The organism is Pseudoalteromonas tunicata (assembly GCF_002310815.1).
GTDB lineage: Bacteria > Pseudomonadota > Gammaproteobacteria > Enterobacterales > Alteromonadaceae > Pseudoalteromonas > Pseudoalteromonas tunicata.
Window position 1 is genome coordinate 1,622,041 of the sequence record NZ_CP011032.1, and the last position, 18,342, is coordinate 1,640,382.

Below are 18,342 nucleotides of genomic sequence, written 5' to 3' on the forward strand. Positions count from 1 at the left end.
AAAAAGCCAACTTGATGTTGGCTTTTTTATGCGCGGTATTACTTACCGTAAGGATCATCAATTATTTTATCGATATACCAAGTAGATTTGATTTTGATGAGTTTCACACTGCGCATATCATCAACTTTATTCCCTTGAAATGTACCAGAAAAAATCAGTGTGATCGTTGCGTTATCACCATAAATTTTACGAACAGAGCGACTTGTTTGGTCCACTTCAAGCGTTACCTCATCAAACTGCATATTAATGATGCTACGAGCAAATTGACTGGTTGAACCATACGATTCAATGATTCGAGCAAGCTTAGGTGTCGACATTGACATGACTTGTTCTAAATCTTTATCGTTATACATAGCATGAAAAAAATGGATAGTTGCATATTCAGGAGTATTTGTATCTCCTTTTATATCCGGCCCTTCATCGCCACAAGCTGTGAGCAACATGCCAAATGTAGCTAACAGTAAAATACGTAAATAAACCATAAATTATTAACCTATATTTTTAACTACTGGTAACTATATCAGTTGAGAATGTGAGTGCAACTGTGTATTTTGGGCACAAAAAAAGCACCCTTAGGTGCTTTTTGAATATTTATAATTTACTGTACAAGTTCTTGATCGCTAAACTCTTCTGAGAATAATGGAGAAGATAAATAGCGCTCTGCAGAGCTTGGTAATATAACCACAATATTCTTACCTGCATTTTCCGGTTTTTCAGCAATACGGATTGCAGCAGCAACAGCAGCGCCTGATGAAATACCAGCTAAAATGCCTTCTTCTTTCATTAAACGATGCGCCGTAGCAATCGCTTCTTCATTTGATACTTGTTCAACACCATCCAGCATTTCTAAATCAAGGTTGCCAGGAATAAAACCTGCACCAATCCCCTGAATTTTGTGTGGACCAGGTTTGATTTCTTGTCCTGCTAATTTTTGAGAAATAACTGGTGAATCAACAGGTTCAACAGCGATAGCTTTAACGGCTAAGCCTTTTTCAAGTTTAAGATAACGGCTTACACCTGTAATCGTACCACCAGTACCAACACCGGCTACGAAGAAATCAATGTTGCCATCGGTTGCTTCAAAGATTTCAGGTCCAGTTGTTTCAAAATGAATTTTAGGATTGGCTGGATTTTCAAATTGTTGTAATAAAACAAACTTATTTGGCTCGGCTTGTTGGATTTCTTGTGCTTTTTCAATTGCACCTTTCATTCCTTTTGGCCCTTCAGTTAATACTAAATTAGCGCCTAACGCTTTTAATAATTTACGGCGTTCTAAGCTCATGGTGCTTGGCATTGTGAGTGTTAACTTGTAACCACGTGAAGCTGCAACAAAAGCAAGTGCTATACCTGTATTACCAGATGTTGGCTCAATAATTTCTTTATCTTTGGTAAGTTGGCCTGATTTCTCAGCTTCCCAAATCATTGATGCGCCAATGCGGCACTTCACGCTGAAACTTGGATTACGGGCTTCGATTTTAGCGAAGACATTACCAGTAGTAACGCGGTTTAATTTGACAAGAGGTGTATTACCAATCGTAAGTGAATTATCATTAAAAATCTTAGACATTTGCTTTTCCTTATATTCCAATGTGTTTGGAAGGTATTAGCTTAAGCATACAATTGTGCCATAAAAAAAGAAGGAAGCTTTGGCTATAACTTATATCAATAAGGCTTACCAAAGCTTATAAAATCAGGGCTTTCCCTGAAATTGTTAGCAAAATTTATAATAACCACGCATAACTTAATTTTACAAAAACGGCTCGCTCATTGCGTTTAAGGTGCTCGATGTCATCGTCCTTATAACCATTATCAGAATAACCAGCAAAGAAGACCGTTTGTGGATTTACTTTGTAGGAATAAAGCAGTTGAGTCGAAAATTGTTGGTAATGTTTATCGACCGGAATTAGGTAGTTATCGGGATTGCGCTCAATATCGGTATAAATAAATGCTAACCGTAAAAAACTTTTTATATCAAATTGATAGGTTAGTCTTGCATCGGTTAAATTCGCGGTAAAAAGGGACGCTGAACCTGAATCCATTTTTTCATAGGTATGGCGCAGTTTTAATTCTAGGTGGCGAGTTAAATTTACATTTGCGACGGGCACAATACGCAAACGTTGACCTAATCGATTATTGGTTAAATCTATTGCGTGATCGGTTGAAATTTTAAGGCTACTGAAAAGGCCTGCCATGGGTTTAATTTCAGCATAGAGCGATACACTATCTTCATTAAATAAGGTGGTATTGCCATCAATCAACAAACTGCTTTTATCATGTCTTAAGCCCGCTCTGTCGCGCTGCATGACATAGAGTTCAAAATAACTTTGAAGGGGACCGTTTAGGGAGAAACTCGCTTCAAATTCTTTTTCAAGCAGTTCATTATTGTCGTTATGGCTGATATCCCAATCACTGTAAAATTCCATCCGGCTCCACCAGTCTTGTTGCTCGCCATACCAGCGATAGCGACCACCAGTAACAAATTTATTAAAATCAATTTGACCCATAAACCCTAAATCGGCTCTAAAATCAGCACCAAAATTACTGTAATTACTAAAGGCCATCCAATGCTTTTCATTATGTTCATAGCTAAGGTAATAGGCTTGATCTGAAATCGGCTCTGGGTTTAATACACGAAGAACAAATTCGTTAAACTGGCAGTCGTGTCCTGATTGGCAAGAGGTAACTTGGTTTGTTTGGCAATCGTCGCCATTACACAGTTGATTTATTATTTCTTGCGAATATTGGGTGCGAGAGTGTGCAACTTGCACTTTAAAGGTATCACTGTCTGTTAGGCGGTATTTGCTGTCAAGGCTCATTAAACGGCTTGAGTAGTCACCACTACTTCTTGAGGTTGCAGTTGATGCAAACGATAAATTATTACTCACATCGTATCGATAGCGCATTGCAAGATTTTCACTTTTACCATCTAACGAAACAATGGTCGAACCTAAATTACCAGGAATAATAATGTTCGTTTGTTTGTCGTTAGCAACAAAAGCAGCAAAGTTATGTTGTTCTAAATTACCGGTAATTTTGGCACCGTATTCTGGCTCGGCGACATTTCGGGTATAGATAAGATCCCAAGACGAGGCAAAATAGTCGGCATTATCTGAAAAAAACGCCCGTTTTTCTGGATAAAAAAGAGCAAAATTATCATTGATACTCAGTTGAGCAGCATCAGCTTCCACTTGTGAAAAATCCGGGTTTATCGTGGTATTAAGGGTAATATCAGGTGTTATTCCCCATTTTACATCGAGGCTCGGTTCAATATTTGATTCACTTTGCCAATCTGAAGGCGCAGATCTGCTGATGTTTCTTTGTTGGCTTTTACCCATCACTAACGCTGGTACTAACGTCAGGTTGTTGCCTTGCTTGGTTTTTTCAAAACCACTGACTTGAGGCATCTGGCAAATCCAACAGTTATTATTATGGTCAATTTTCATGCTTGAAATGCGTAAGCGTTCATTGCGAGGTAAGAAACGCACAAACTCCATGGCCATGGTTTTAATGGGTAGTTTGTCATCGAAGTTCAGCATGCGAAACGGGAGGGCAATTTCGACAATAAAGCCTTTGTCATTAATTTGACCGGCGCTTTCCCAAATTCCATCCCATGCATCGCTTTCTTGTTTTGTCAGCTCATTTTCGATGGAATCCATTTGCACCCCTAGTGGATTAATGAAAAACTGGTAGGCTAATTTTTGATTGTTGAAAGAGTCAATTTTTAGTCCTATGAGGTCATCATCCCAGGCTTTATCTCTATCGCGATAAAAGGCACGTATTTTATCAGGTTCACTATCAAATGCCTCAAAGGCGACATAAAGCATTTCGCCATTCTCATAAACATAGACATTCATTTTTTCAGGGCTAGGTTGATTTTCATAGGGCCAAGTAATGTTATCAACAGATATTTTTTTTGCTTGCTGCCAATGTGGTTCACTCAATTGGCCATCAATATTTGCCGATGTATCGATAAATGGAATTGACATAGGGTTTGCTGAAAAAACAACAGGGCTTGCTAACAGTAAGCAGGCGATAAGTGATGTTTTGAACATCCTTTCTCCCGAGGAAAGTGAGGTTAATTGTTATAATGTCGTTAAAATTAGGTGGCTTTATTGTTTGCGGCAAGGTTTAAACGATAAATCACGATTTTGTAAGATTAAAACCCCATAAATGCAATGATTTACCTGTATTGGGTTCAGGTTTTAGGATGTTCAAGCGAAGAGTTTATTCCTAAATTCGAAAGAATAAGCGCTCAGTAATCAGAGCGCTTTGTCGGACTTTGCTGTTTGTTACCTGACGGCAAGCACCATAAATCCAGGTATAAGAAAAAACACACTTAATACATAGCCCAGAGCTAATGATTTATTTTTTGTACCAATCTGCGCAAGTTTTTCAGCAGCTTTAATTGGAAGCTCTCTTAAAAAAGGAAGACCGTAAATAACCAGCACTGCCAATAGATTAAATAATACATGAACTAACGATATCGTCAGTGCTACTAAGGCAGTTGGGCCAGAAATCGCGGTTGCTGCAAGTAAAGCTGTAATTGTGGTACCAATATTAGCCCCTAAGGTAAAAGGATAGATTTGTTTAGTGGTGAACATACCATTGCCAGCTAAGGGGATCATTAAACTCGTGGTAGTAGAAGATGATTGCACCATAACGGTCACTAAAGCACCTGATGTAATACCTGCGATAGGGCCACGGCCAATGGCACGATGTAATATATCTTTAGCTCTACCGACCATAACTTTTTTAAGTATTTTTCCAAGCAGTGTCACTGAGATTAAAATTAGCCCGATACCTAAAATAACTAATCCCATGCCTAATGTTTTACCTTCAAAGAAACCCAATACACTTTTGGCTAAATCGACACCTGGGCTAATTAGAGGTTTCATGAAGTTCATGCTTTTCATTGATAAATCGGCATCACCGATGAAAAGGTGAGCTAAGGCACTGGCAAGCTTTTCGAGTAAACCAAAAGCAAGTTCTAATGGCAGGAAAATTAATACAGCAATTAAATTAAAAAAATCATGCACAGTAGAGGCGCTAAATGCACGTCTAAATTCTTCTTTATCGCGGATATGACCAAATGACACGATTGTATTGGTTATTGTGGTGCCAATATTTGCACCCATGATCATTGGAATGGCAATGCCAAGGGGTAAGCCACCAGCGACAAGCCCTACAATCACTGAGGTTACAGTTGAAGAAGATTGTACCAATGCCGTTGCAAGTGCACCCATAAGTAAAGCGACAAAAGGATTTGTCGCAAACTCAAAAATTTCTTTTGCTCCCTCGCTGCCACCAGAAAAAAGTTTAAAACCGCTACTGACAGTGCCAACAGCGACCAGCATTAAATAAACAAAAAAAGCGACGCTAAGCCAGTTAAACACTTTTTTAGTAACATTTGGTTGTGTATGCATAATAAATTCTCAGCAAAAGTACAATACGCATACTTTTGGCTTTTTAAAATGAGTTTGCATCCCGCAAAATTTAAATTGGATCAGCAAAAACCATCTGCTGACCTTGTCTGTCGCGGATTAAACAGTAAGTTTGTTACAGTTATATTTCACTAGGTGGTTGCTAAAATAAAATCCACATTAAAATAACTTAAAACATTTAAAATCAATTGGTTATATTTTATTTTGCTAGGTTTAGCGGGCGTTTTATTATACAAAGGAGTCTCCACTTGAGCAGAATATGTGCTCAAGTGGAAAGGGGAGATTAAACAAATTGTTTTTGGTTGGTCAGTTTTGCGTTTTCAACTTTTAGTTGCTCAGCTAAGGCTGTGGCTGTTTTTAATTCAGCCTCAAGTTGGCGTGCTTTATTTGCAGCGTGCTCGGCACTTTTTGTTAAACGTTCAAACGTAGTTGCTGAGTTTTGTTTAATAAAATCAAGTTGCTCTGCTAAACGTTTATTTTCAGAGATGGCTTTTTTGGCATCCGTTTGCTCATTAATTAAGCTGCTTTCTAATTGTTTAATTTTAGCCAGCGCTTGCTCAGAGTTTGTTGTTAAACGTTCAATGGTAGAAGTTGAGCTGTTTTTAATGAAGTTCATCTGCTTAGATAGTTGGATGTTTTCATTACGTAACTCTGTCATCATTTGTTGTGATGAAAGCACTTGCTCTTTTGCTTTTTCAACTTCAGTTTTTTGATTATTAAAGGTTTGCTGTTGGCTATCGTTGACACGATTTGCTTCTTGCATTTTTTGGTTTAAATCAGCGATTGTAGCCTGCGCTGCCGCGAGTGCTTGCTTAAGTTGCTTATTGGCAGAGCTCGCATCATCAAGTTCAGAGAGTTTGTCACTGGTTGATGCTTGGTGATCTGCCAATTGTGTTTGTAAAGCTTTAAGTTCCTGCTGCGCAGCATTAGTTTGTGTTTGTAGTTTTTCTATTAAATGTTCTTTTTCATTTAGTGCTGCATTAAGTGTCTCTACTTGAGCATTAGCACTAGCAGTGGCGTTGCTAATTGCACTATCACGATCATCCACTAATGATTTGATTTTTTCGTTACTATCGGTCGCAAGTGTGGCTAATTTGGCTTCAAAATCACTTTTAAGATTTTTAATTTGCTCATCACTTTGTTGCTGCGTATTGGCTAAAATTTGCTGATGTTTGGCTGTAAGCTCGCTAACAGTAGTGTCGTTTGAAAGAGTCAGTTCACTGATATGCTTAGCGTAATTATCTTTTAACTCGTTAATTGTTTCATTACGGTTATCAGTTAATTCAGCAATCAGCGTTTCATAACCTTTTTTCAACTCAGTCAGTTCATTGGCGGTTGAATTGGTTAGATCAGCAATTTGTTGCTCATAACCATTTTTAACCTCAGAAATACTATTTTGAGAGTCATGGTTGAGCGCTAGAATTTGTTTTTCGTAATGACTTTTTAAATCAGTGATCTGCTGTTGGTATTTTTCTTCAATTGTATGCAGTTCAGTTTCAAAATGATGTTTATCATCTTTTACTTGTTCAGTCAGTGATTTAACTGCTTGGCGTAATTCAACAAGTTCTGTTTCTGCTTTATCTAAACTTGCTAAAGAAAGAGCTTCCACTTCAAGGGCTTGCTCAAGTTGTAGATCTTGATTATGAGTGAGTGCTTGTGAATAACGAGTCATTTCAGCTTTAAATGACGTTAAAAAGGTATCACTGATCCCAGGTGGCTCAGCATTGGCTTTTGTATGCTCAAGTAATTCATTGCGCCACTGTTGATAAAAACTCAAAATTTTAGCTTGTGAACCTGTTGATTGAGCTAATATTTTGGCTGCAGTGACTTTTTTTCCTGCGATCAGTAATTCGTCACATATTTTTTTGATGTCTTGGTAATTTGTTGTCATTTCTTTCCTCTACGCTAGTAGATATTTTACCATTATCAGGGAATTTTTATACTCATAATTCAAGTTGTAGATTGCAAAATAGTGAGTAAAACTGTGGCTTAACTGTATTATTGATTGAATAGACGCCTAAAATAGGAAAATACGAATGCAAGACATTAGTTTTTAACGTTATGACTGTCTATCTTTAACCACATTTCATGGTATTAACTTACTTTAAAATAAGGTACTGATCAAGCTGTTGCATCAAGCTAAACACATTCTTTAGTTAATTAATGTAATCAAGTTGATTTACAACAAAATGTGACTGTAAAGTAAATTAACTGGCAATAACCAAATTGGATTTATTTGTTTGAGGAAGGTTTGTTTTGTTTTATTTTAAAGATAAAAAACGCACCGAAGTGCGTTTTTTATCTGGATGTTACATAACTCTCATACCAGGGATTGAACCCTCGTCTGGGTTAAGAATATAAATTTCTTTTCCACCAGGACCTGCTGCTAGCACCATTCCTTCAGACAGACCAAAGCGCATTTTTCGTGGCTTTAAGTTAGCAACCATTACAGTTAATTTGCCTTCAATATCTTCAGGCTGATAAGCAGACTTAATACCTGCAAAAACCTGACGAGTTTCGCCACCTAAATCAAGCGTTAATTTAAGTAGTTTTTCGGCACCTTCAACGTGTTCTGCTTTAGCGATTTTAGCAATACGTAAATCAACCTTTGCAAAATCATCGAATTCAATTTCAGCAGCAATTGGCTCTTTAGCTAACGGGCTATTAGGATCGATTTTAACCGTTGGTACTAGGCTTTCTTTCGAATCAGCTAGCATCGCATTTACTTTGTCCATTTCAACACGTTGCATTAATGCTTTAAATGGATTGATTGTGTGACCAGTTAATACCGTTTGAGCACTTTCCCATGCCAAATCGGTATTTAAGAAGGCTTCAACATCCGATGCCATTTTTGGTAATACTGGTTTTAAATAGACCATTAATAAACGGAACATATTTAAACCTTGAGTACATACCTGATGAGCGAGCTCTTGTTTTGACTCATCTTTTATCAGCACCCATGGTGCTTGAGCATCAATAAATTGATTCGCTTTATCTGCTAATGCCATGATTTCACGAATAGCTCGGCTGTAATCGCGACCTTCAAAATGGTTGGCGATGCTCTCTGACGCATTTTGAAATTCGCTGATAAGTGCAGGGTCTAAAATCACTTCACTTAAGGTGCCATCAAATTTTTTGGTAATGAAACTAGCACAACGGCTTGCAATATTAACCACTTTGCCGACTAAATCAGCATTAACACGCTGTGCGAAATCTTCTAAGTTAAGATCTAAATCAGTAATGCCAGAATTTAATTTAGCCGCAAAGTAGTAGCGAAGATATTCGGGGTTAAGGTGATCTAAATAGGTTCGAGCTTTGATGAACGTACCTTTAGACTTCGACATTTTAGCGCCATTCACTGTGACAAAGCCATGAGCAAACACATTGGTTGGTTTCCGGAAATCTGCACCTTCAAGCATTGCAGGCCAAAACAAACTATGGAAATAAATAATGTCTTTACCGATAAAATGATAAAGCTCAGCATCTGAGTCTTTTGACCAAAATTCATCGAAATTTAAGCCTGTTTTATCACATAGGTTCTTAAAACTCGCCATATAACCAATTGGTGCATCAAGCCAGACATAAAAATACTTGCCTGGCGCATTTGGGATCTCAAAACCAAAATAAGGTGCATCGCGGCTGATATCCCATTGTTGTAGACCATCTGCAAACCATTCTTCTAGCTTATTGGCCATTTCACTTTGGATTGAACCTGAGCGAAGCCATGTTTTCAACATCCCCTCAAAAGCAGGTAAATCGAAGAAAAAGTGTTCTGAGTCTTTTAATACTGGTGTTGCACCGCTCATCACTGAACGAGGGTCTTTTAGTTCTGTAGGACTATAAGTTGCACCACAGACATCACAGCTATCACCATTTTGATCAACCGCATCACAACTTGGGCAAGTACCCGTTACAAAACGGTCAGGTAAGAAAATGCCTTTTTCAGGGTCAAATAATTGTGAAATAGTACGTTTTTTGATGTGGCCTTTATCATTTAAGCGGTTATAAATAAGCTCGCTTAATACTTTGTTTTCTGGAGAGTGAGTGCTGTGATAATTATCAAACAGAATATTAAAATCCGCAAAATCACGCTGTCTTTCAACGCTTACTCTTGCCACCATTTCTTCAGGTGTTATGCCTTGCTTTTGTGCATTAAGCATAATCGGCGTACCGTGCGCATCATCGGCACAAACATAATAAGCTTGGTGTCCGCGAAGTTTTTGAAAGCGAGCCCAAATATCTGTTTGAATATATTCTAATAAATGACCTAAGTGAGTTGGGCCGTTAGCATAAGGCAATGCGCTAGTGATGAGAATTTTTCTCTGTGCCATAAGTGTTGTTACCGTGTTCCAAGCTGCTATTTGCAACAATAATAGTGTTAATTTGCGTTAATTAATATCAATAATAAACAAGTTTGTAGCCTGTAAAATGGCTTAAACTGCAAATTGATGGATTTGACTGGTGTTAATGGGTTGAATGTTACATAATTCTGCAGCAATTTTCATTATAGAAACCTTAATTTCTTCTCATGTTTGCTTTAAATTCATTATTCAATCAAGACAAAAAACGAAATCTTCAATTAGTTGAAGTGTTGGCACAATATCGTTCTACCGTTTTTCCGGTTGGAGTGATGGATTGCGCCAAACTTATCACCTCAACGTGGAAAAAAAACACCCTGTCTTTTAGTTTGTCAGTCGGATTTGCAGCATCAGGTGAACAAGCACTGATAAGTCAATTTGTAAAAACGCAGCTTGCACTTGATGAAGTGGCATTAAAGATGGAATGTCAGATTAAAAGTCCTGCTAAGTTAGCAAGCATTAGGCATATTATTTTAGTGGCTTCTGGTAAAGGTGGTGTGGGTAAATCAACCACAGCGGTTAATTTAGCTGCGGCTTTTGCATTAGAAGGTGCGAAGGTTGGGATTTTAGATGCAGATATTTATGGGCCATCAATTCCTATGTTACTTGGTTTAGCTGATCAAAAACCCGTAGCTAAAGATGATAAAACATTGTTACCAATGCAAGCGCATAACTTAAAAGCACAATCAATCGGTTTTTTAGTGCCAAATGAGCAAGCGATGGTTTGGCGCGGTCCAATGGCTTCACAAGCTTTAACTCAATTACTTAATGAAACGGATTGGGGTGATTTAGACTATTTAGTGGTTGATATGCCGCCAGGTACTGGGGATATTCAACTTACTATGAGTCAAAAGGTTCCCGCTAGCGGGGCGGTAATAGTTACAACACCGCAAGATTTGGCGCTCGCCGATGCACAAAAAGGCATTGCGATGTTCGAAAAAGTCAACATTCCTATTATTGGTTTGATTGAAAACATGAGTGCATTTGTATGCGGTCATTGTGGAGAAACAAGCCATGTATTTGGTCATGATGGAGGCAAAGAGCTTGCTCATCGTTATGGTGTGCCTTTATTAGCTCAAATACCGCTGCACCTTGGGATCCGTGAACATTCAGAGCAAGGTCAATCAATTTGTTTTGCGGGTGAGAGTGTTATTAAGCACAATTATTGTGATGCTGCACGTACCATTGCCAGTCAGCTTTATTACCAAGATGCGACCCAAAATCAATTAGAAATAGTCATTACGGATGATTAATTAGATGAGATTATCAGATAGAGATATTAAGCAATACCTAGCCCAACAACGCATTAGCATTAGTCCGGCACCAACCGATGAGATGATATCGGGTGTCACTGTTGATTTAAGGCTAGGCAATAAATTTAGAGTGTTTCAAGAACATGCCGCACCTTATATCGATTTGAGTGGACCTAAAGAGCAGCTTAACCTTGCGATGGAATCCATTATGACCGATGAAATCGTGTTAAAAGGGGATGAGGCATTCTTTCTCCATCCAGGTGAGCTTGCTTTGGCAATTACTCATGAGTCAGTTACGTTACCGGCTGATATTGTTGGTTGGCTTGATGGTCGCTCGTCTCTTGCGCGCTTAGGGTTAATGGTGCATGTGACCGCTCATCGTATTGATCCAGGTTGGTCAGGCAATATTGTGCTTGAATTTTATAATTCAGGAAAGCTGCCATTGGCGCTTCGTCCGCTAATGAAAATTGGCGCGCTCAGTTTTGAAACCATGTCGAGTCCAGCTGATAACCCTTATAACGTCAGAGTTGATGCAAAATATAAGGGACAAGATGGGGCAGTGGCCAGTCGAATAAGCGATGATAAAAAAATATAATTAAGGCACTTCGGTGCCTTTTTAATGTTATTTTTTTTGTTGATTACTTCACAGAAGCTATTCATTTTATTATTGATTCGGGACAAATTTTCACTATTTTCTAGACAAAAAATGGCATTATCATTGAAACCTTCCATACTCATTATTGTTCGTGGTTTGGGAGATAATAATGATTGGTCAAGGACGATTATTAGCATTTATATTTGTTTTTTTTGGGTGTTTTTATCCCTTCACCCTCAGTGCTTTTGAGTTATCCATTGCAAATGGCCAGTTAGTGAATGATGAAATTGCTGTCTTTCATGATGCTTCCAATAAGTTATCAATCAATCAACTGATACAGCCGCATGAAGATTTACCTTTTGAATCAATAGTTAGTATTGCACAGGTTAACGCTTCAGAATCATTATGGTTGAAACTCACACTGACAAATCGAGATATTCAACAACGTGACTTTGTAGTACATCTTGATAATCCTTCTTTAGAGTTAATCGATTTTTATTTAGTAAAAGATAAGCAACTTATTGATAGTGCAACACTTGGTCGCCACAAGCATATTGCTCCAATTAGCAGCAAGGCTTTTCCTCATTTGTTATCGAATTTACCTGCTAACAGTAGCGCCACTTTATTTATTCGTGTTAAAAGCAATGGTTTGCCTCATGTTCCTGTGTATTTACATTCAATAGCAAGTTTTGATCAAACAGTTAATGTTGAATTTGCTCTTTGGGGTGTTTATATCGGAATTGTACTACTGATGCTGTTTTATAACGGCGCTTTGTTTATCTATAGCCGCAGTTATATGTATCTTTACCACAGTAGCTTTCTTATTTCTGCCTTATTAGTGACGGGGTTGAGCCATGGTTATATTTATTTTATTTTACCTGATGATCTTGTATTTAAACTTGTAGGGCAGGATGTGAGCTTTAAATTCCTGATGGCAGGATTTGCTATTTTATTTGCCGTTGAGTTTTTGAAATCACATTCCCAGCAACCCATGCGCAGTGTTTTAGTTGGTCAGTATTTTTCTTTTTTATGTTTTATACTGGCATTGATTTGTATTTTCTTACCTGAGCAATTTAATAATCAGCTAATAACGGTGAGTCAAGTGGCCTTTTATGGCCTAATGACTTGGATTCTAAGCAATAGCTACTCTAATAAAGAGCGCTGGAGTAAAACGTTTATTATCAGCTGGTTGCCTATTTATTACGCGAGCTTGATAGTGCCTTTAAATTATTACGGTGTGGTTCCTTATGATCATTTAATGACAAACTCTTTTATGCTTGCGATCGTATTACAAGTTGCATTAATCACTCTTGCCCATGCTGAGCGTTATCGAGTGAAAGAACAAAAGCATCAGTATTTATCGACCCATGACCCTGTATGTGGTTTGCCTAATCATATCGTACTTAATAAGGCATTGGCACAATTGCATCTTGCTGGTCGGGCGCATACGCTATTATTCTTTAAACCATATACTTACACCACGACTCGCGCCAATTTTGGTATTGTGCATGCCAACGAATACTTAATTGAATTGTGTTTTCAGCTGAACGATAAGCTTGATGGCCTTAATATGTTTATATTTGAAGAACGTAATCAAGGCTCATCTGTATTTATTTGTCGTTTTAACGATGAGACTTTTGCCCTATTGATTGACACAAAAATAGAAGAGCTGCTTATCGAACAATATGTGTCTAATATTAAAGAAGCGCTTGAGCAGGGAATTTATTTAGATGGTACTTATCTTGTTGGCCAAGTTGATATCGGCATTGCTAGTTATCCAGTGCATGCATTAAGTGCCGATTTATTGATTCAGCGAGCCTTACAATCACTGCAATTTGCCGCGGGTGAGGTCGATCATTGGTGTCTTTATCAACAAGACACAGATGCATTAATGCGCAATCGACTTAAATTAGCCGCAGATTTGCATCAAGCGATCGCAAATAATGAATTTAGCTTGTATCACCAACCGCAAATTGATTTACGCAATAATTCAATTTATGGTAGCGAAGCATTACTGCGATGGAAACACCCAGAATTAGGTTTTATACCGCCAGATGAGTTTATCCCAGTTGCTGAATCTGCTGGTCTTATTAACGAAATTACCGAATGGGTGGTTGAGCAGGCGCTTTTGCATCATAAACACATACTCTCATCTTTACCGAGCCACAAAATTTCGATTAATATTTCAGCTCGAGACTTAAATAAACGAGAATTGCCCGTTCAACTCCTGACATTATTAACCGAGTTGAATATAAAACCATCTTCGATTGTGATTGAATTAACAGAGTCTGCGACGGTAAAAGATAAAACTGAAGCGAAAAATGTTTTAGATGATTTTAAAGAAATGGGCATTAAAGTTGCGATTGATGATTACGGTACGGGTTACTCATCTCTTGCGTATTTAAGTCAGTTAGGTTTTCATGAAATAAAAATAGATAAACAATTTGTGTTTAATTTAGAAAGTAACCGTCGACATCAAACTATTTGTAAAACCACTATTGAGATGGCAAAAAATCTTGATGCATATGTTGTTGCTGAAGGCGTTGAGTCTGAATTGGTAGCTAAAATGCTGCGTCAATATGGCTGTGAAATAGCGCAAGGTTATTACTTTTCTAAACCCATGCCATTTAGTGAATATTGCCAATGGTTAGAACGCTACGCCCAATCTGCTTAACCTTTACTTTCTAACAACTCACCCAATAACGAAAAATAGTCATATAAACAAGCGCCATATTTCAGCTGATGAACTCGTAGTGGATAGCCACCTTGAAGTGCCAGTTTGCTTTTTTTTGTGCCTGAGACCAGATATTCATTTTTTAACTCGGTTCTGTTTTGTAGCCAAGATTCAAATGCTCTAGCAGTCAACTCTTCAGGTTGGCTGAAGTAGTTGGTTTGAAATGTGTGATCAATCTCAATGGCTGTTTTTACGTACTGACTACTTTGGCACAAGTCATCACTTAAAAAAATGGCTTGGAAAAAAAGGTCAAGCCGTTGATTTAGAGGATGGTGAGTTAATGCTGGTTGGTTTAGCCATTGTGATGAGGCGAAGTCTAAAGGGCTACATGAAGCAAATAAAAACGGGCAGATGTAGTGATCAAATGCATGCCACCACTCATGCGCTAATGCCCCTGCGCCCGCATTTTTGGCTAAATGTAGAGTGCAAGAAGCAAAATTATAATGGGCTTGTACGCCTTTTCTGCCTCCTGTACCGAACGCTAAACTCAAATTACCGCGTAGTCCAATCACAATGGGGGCAACGTTAAGCAAAAGTGCTAAGTCTGAAAATGCATCAAAAATTAAATTCGCGGCTAATTGTTTTTCGTTGTCGTTAACCCATTTACCAAGTGTGATCCCTTTAAAGCCAAAGGTATTTTTTATCTGCAGAAAGTTGGTATTAAGCCCCTTGCGATGATCAGGGCCTTGACGATAATAGAGCTTCTCTATCCCGAGTGGTTTCATAGTTATGTATCTAGATAGCGCTGTTTAACCGAAGTTGGCATAGCGCTAAATTGTTGTTCCATCATTGCATCAAGTAAATGATACAACGGGCAAACATCAAGTTGCTCAAGTTGCGTTAAGCTATACGCTATCGCCTCAAGTGTTGATAAACTATCAAGTCGAGGCGCTTTACGAATGTGGTATTGTCCTTTTGGCATATGAGCAAACGAAATAAATTTATAGCGCGTTAACCATGGATTGAGCTTCAGTAGTTTATATGTTTTTTTCCAAGTACCATCTAAAAAAATCAGGTTTATTTTATCTTTAGTTAGCTGAGTGCGAGGCAAAGACTCAATAAAAAGATCCGATTGATCCGGATAAACGACAAAGGTACTTTCAACATCTAATTGCTGTAACGGCATATAATCATTGGGTTGTTCGCCGATAAAAACACGAATGTTTTTTAAGCACAAACTTGTTAATCTCACGGTATTCTTAGCCGCTTTAACTTCACTTGGATGCTGCATTACAAATACAGAGGTTTTATTGTCAATGGGAGAGGCCCATTTGCAGACACATTGCAACTGAGGATAGCAACAAACAGTACATAACAAACGGGACATAAAATATCGAATTTAAAAATAAAAGCGGATTATACGGTATTCTTCAAAAAAGATTCAAATACTTCACTGCGACTTGGTTTAGCAATCACATAACCTTGATAAGCATCACATTTATATTCTTGTAAATATTCCAACATGGTTTGATTTTCAATTCCTTCTGCCAGTACATCTATCTTTAATGAGCGCGCCGCTTCAATAATGCCAACAATTAGCGGCAAGCTCTCTGTGGCATTGTTGTGAAAGAGTTGCTTATCGAGCTTAATGCGATCAATCGGATGATGATGTAAAATAGCAAGTGAAGACATACCTAAGCCAAAGTTATCAATCGCAATTTTTACACCGAGTTCTTTTAAATCACTCATGATTTTCGCTGCTCGTTTACTCGAAAGGAGTAAAGTAGCTTCTTTTATATCAAGTTCGAGCATTGAAGGCGCAAGATCGAAGCGATTGAGCTCATTTTTCAGCATTTTAATTAAACTTGGATGATAGAAAAACGATTGTGAAATATTGACTGCTAACGTCACGGAGTCTTCAATTAGCTCTTTTTGCAACCAACTTTTGCGTTGTCTACACGCTTCGTGGATCACCCAACGCTCGATTTGAGTAAAGCAGCCATCTTGTTCCATTAAACTAATAAATTGTTTAGGTAACATTGCTTTACCATTAAAGCGCCATCTAAGGAGTGCCTCAATACTCACTAACTCTTGATCATTGGTCGACAAACTAGGTTGAAAATAAAGCTCTAACTCAGTGTAATCAAGGCCTTTTTCAAGTTGAATTTGTAACGTTGATTGTCGTTTTTGTTCTTCATTGTGCTGGTAAATTTTAATTGAGCCACGAGTCATTTTTTTTGCTTGATACATGGCTGCATCTGCGCGTTTGTATAGTTCCTGCTTATCAATATCGCCGCGACAAATACATGCCCCAATACTGGCTTTAGGATTGATAGCGTGACCACTAAGCAGGGTGCTTTTTTCAACCTGAATAATCAGTTTTTTTAACATGTCACGACATTGTTCTTGCGAATCAATTTTTTCAAAAATGATGCAAAACTCGTCGCCCCCTAGACGGGCAACTGTATCTGTTTTACGTACGACTTTGGTGAGCCTATTGGCCAATATCTTTAATAATTTGTCTCCTGCTTGATGGCCTAAAGAGTCATTAATTTGCTTAAATTCATCTAAATCAAGAAGTACCATCGCCATTAAATGACCGGTTCGTTGACTGCGAGCCAGGGCTTGGGCAATGCGATCATCCAATACTAAGCGATTTGCAATACCTGTTAATGGATCAATTCGAGCGACTTCACTTAAATGCTGCTGTTGTTTTTTGAGTGCCGTGATGTCTCGAAGCTGTGCGAGGTAAAATAATTTATCGGCTTGGTCAATTTTACAAATACAAATCTCAAAATGACGATCGGTTAACTGTTGGCAATGTTTGAGTTCAAACCAGGTTTGCTGATTGTTAAGACCTAATTGCGTTAGGGCATCATCCATTGATAAATCACGTAAATTTAGTTCGGGTAAAATCTCGGTAATGTCTATTAGTGGTGAGTTAAACAGCGTTTTAACTTCAGTGTTGTAATCTAATACTAACCCTTTGGCATCAAAAGTGAGCAAACCTTGCTGAATATGATCGATAACATTTCTCAGTTTACTCTCGGATGACTTAAGATTTTTAGTCATGCTTAATAAGGATTGCGTGCGCTGATGTGATTGCTCTGAGCGAAATAGCGTATCTGTGATATCAAAAATTTCAATTAAACAATGCAGGGAGTCTTGATAATAAAAGGGTTTAAATTGAATTTGCTGGCAAATTGTGCTGCATTTGTCGGTATCAAATAAAGGGAGTGAATAAGTATTATTAGGTGGAGTGAGCGTCATACTGTCTTGTTGTCTTAAGCAGTTGTCTAGTGTTTGAATAAAATGACAATCTGATTGAAGATTAAAAGTATCTTTAACTGGCTCTCCTTTTGATAAATTTAGTTCAATGCTTGCCCGGCGTTCCAGCCAAGGGTTAAGGTAAACAATCTCAGTGTCTTGATTGACAAGTAAAATACCATGTTGAGCATTTGCGAGGAGGGTATCAAAAAGCGGTGTTGGATTCATCCTTGAATAGCCTATCTTTTATATTATATTTTTTAAATTAAAAGGAAATTATAGTGTTGTTTAGTTTAGATTCAAATTTTTGATTTATCTAAAGTAAAAATTTTTTTAAATATTAGGTTTTTACGACATCCTTGTTTAAACTTTTAATAATGTTAACACGAAATAGGCTATTAAGATGCAAAATGTTGTTATTGATGAGGCCGCACTTACGAGCATGCAAACGTTACTCGGTGAGCACTTTGAAAGTACTTTGTTATTTTGTCATAGTGAGTTTGATAGGTTACATCAGGAACTTGCGGAACACTTTGATACCGACCAAGAAACAGCGGTGCGAAATGCTCACAGTTTAAAATCAAATGCTGCACAGTTTGGTGCTGTTTCTTTGGCCGAAATTGCGCGACAAATTGAACATTTATTAGGTGGCTCTGAGTCAAACCAGGCACGAGTTTATCTAGAGCAATTGGCACCACATATCTCAAGCACTAAAGAAAAAATGACTTCTTGGCTCGTCACTCAATAAAATTGA

The 18,342-nt window shown here is 37.9% G+C and carries 13 protein-coding genes; 4 read left to right on the plus strand and 9 right to left on the minus strand.

Going from position 1 to position 18,342, the window contains the following annotated elements; genetic code table 11:
* Window positions 1–38: 38 nt before the first annotated feature.
* From PTUN_RS07520 to metG, 6 genes are all read right to left on the minus strand, one after another.
* A complete protein-coding gene (locus PTUN_RS07520; protein WP_009839622.1) occupies window positions 39–482 on the minus strand; it encodes a hypothetical protein in 444 nt (147 codons plus the stop codon).
* 116 nt (window positions 483–598) lie between these two features.
* The gene (gene cysK, locus PTUN_RS07525) at window positions 599–1,567 is read right to left on the minus strand and encodes a cysteine synthase A (protein WP_009839623.1); all 969 of its coding nucleotides are present in this window, start codon (window positions 1,565–1,567) and stop codon (window positions 599–601) included.
* Window positions 1,568–1,721: 154 nt separating this feature from the next.
* A complete protein-coding gene (locus tag PTUN_RS07530) occupies window positions 1,722–4,052 on the minus strand; it encodes a carbohydrate binding family 9 domain-containing protein (RefSeq protein ID WP_009839624.1) in 2,331 nt (776 codons plus the stop codon).
* A gap of 237 nt (window positions 4,053–4,289) precedes the next feature.
* Window positions 4,290–5,423 (minus strand): Na/Pi symporter, encoded by a 1,134-nt coding sequence (locus PTUN_RS07535; protein ID WP_009839625.1) that lies wholly within the window; start codon window positions 5,421–5,423, stop codon window positions 4,290–4,292.
* 301 nt (window positions 5,424–5,724) lie between these two features.
* Entirely contained in the window at window positions 5,725–7,332 is a 1,608-nt protein-coding gene (locus PTUN_RS07540) for a DNA-binding protein (protein ID WP_009839628.1), read from the minus strand.
* A 418-nt stretch (window positions 7,333–7,750) separates the two neighbouring features.
* Window positions 7,751–9,772 (minus strand): methionine--tRNA ligase, encoded by a 2,022-nt coding sequence (gene metG / locus PTUN_RS07545; RefSeq protein WP_009839629.1) that lies wholly within the window; start codon window positions 9,770–9,772, stop codon window positions 7,751–7,753.
* 197 nt (window positions 9,773–9,969) lie between these two features.
* Between metG and apbC the strand changes: the two genes are divergently transcribed.
* The 3 genes from apbC to PTUN_RS07560 all read left to right on the plus strand — a co-directional run bounded on the left by apbC (window position 9,970) and on the right by PTUN_RS07560 (window position 14,321).
* Window positions 9,970–11,052, plus strand: a complete 1,083-nt coding sequence (gene apbC / locus PTUN_RS07550; RefSeq protein WP_009839630.1) for an iron-sulfur cluster carrier protein ApbC — start codon at window positions 9,970–9,972, stop codon at window positions 11,050–11,052.
* Between the two features lie 4 nt (window positions 11,053–11,056).
* Window positions 11,057–11,647, plus strand: a complete 591-nt coding sequence (gene dcd, locus PTUN_RS07555) for a dCTP deaminase (RefSeq protein WP_009839631.1) — start codon at window positions 11,057–11,059, stop codon at window positions 11,645–11,647.
* Window positions 11,648–11,816: 169 nt separating this feature from the next.
* Window positions 11,817–14,321: an EAL domain-containing protein gene (locus PTUN_RS07560; RefSeq protein WP_009839632.1), complete on the plus strand. Its 2,505-nt coding sequence runs from the start codon at window positions 11,817–11,819 to the stop codon at window positions 14,319–14,321.
* Here the strand turns inward: PTUN_RS07560 and PTUN_RS07565 are convergent.
* From PTUN_RS07565 to PTUN_RS07575, 3 genes are read right to left on the minus strand one after another with little or no spacing between them, the layout of a single operon-like run.
* Window positions 14,318–15,106 (minus strand): CLCA_X family protein, encoded by a 789-nt coding sequence (locus tag PTUN_RS07565; protein ID WP_009839633.1) that lies wholly within the window; start codon window positions 15,104–15,106, stop codon window positions 14,318–14,320. The two genes, PTUN_RS07560 and PTUN_RS07565, sit on opposite strands and share 4 nt — an antisense overlap.
* A 2-nt stretch (window positions 15,107–15,108) precedes the next feature.
* A complete protein-coding gene (locus tag PTUN_RS07570; RefSeq protein ID WP_040644122.1) occupies window positions 15,109–15,708 on the minus strand; it encodes a tRNA-uridine aminocarboxypropyltransferase in 600 nt (199 codons plus the stop codon).
* A 29-nt stretch (window positions 15,709–15,737) separates the two neighbouring features.
* Window positions 15,738–17,816, minus strand: a complete 2,079-nt coding sequence (locus tag PTUN_RS07575) for a sensor domain-containing protein (protein ID WP_009839635.1) — start codon at window positions 17,814–17,816, stop codon at window positions 15,738–15,740.
* A gap of 175 nt (window positions 17,817–17,991) precedes the next feature.
* Here PTUN_RS07575 and PTUN_RS07580 point away from each other — a divergent pair, with 175 nt between their 5' ends.
* Window positions 17,992–18,336, plus strand: a complete 345-nt coding sequence (locus PTUN_RS07580) for an Hpt domain-containing protein (RefSeq protein WP_009839636.1) — start codon at window positions 17,992–17,994, stop codon at window positions 18,334–18,336.
* Window positions 18,337–18,342 lie beyond the last annotated feature (6 nt).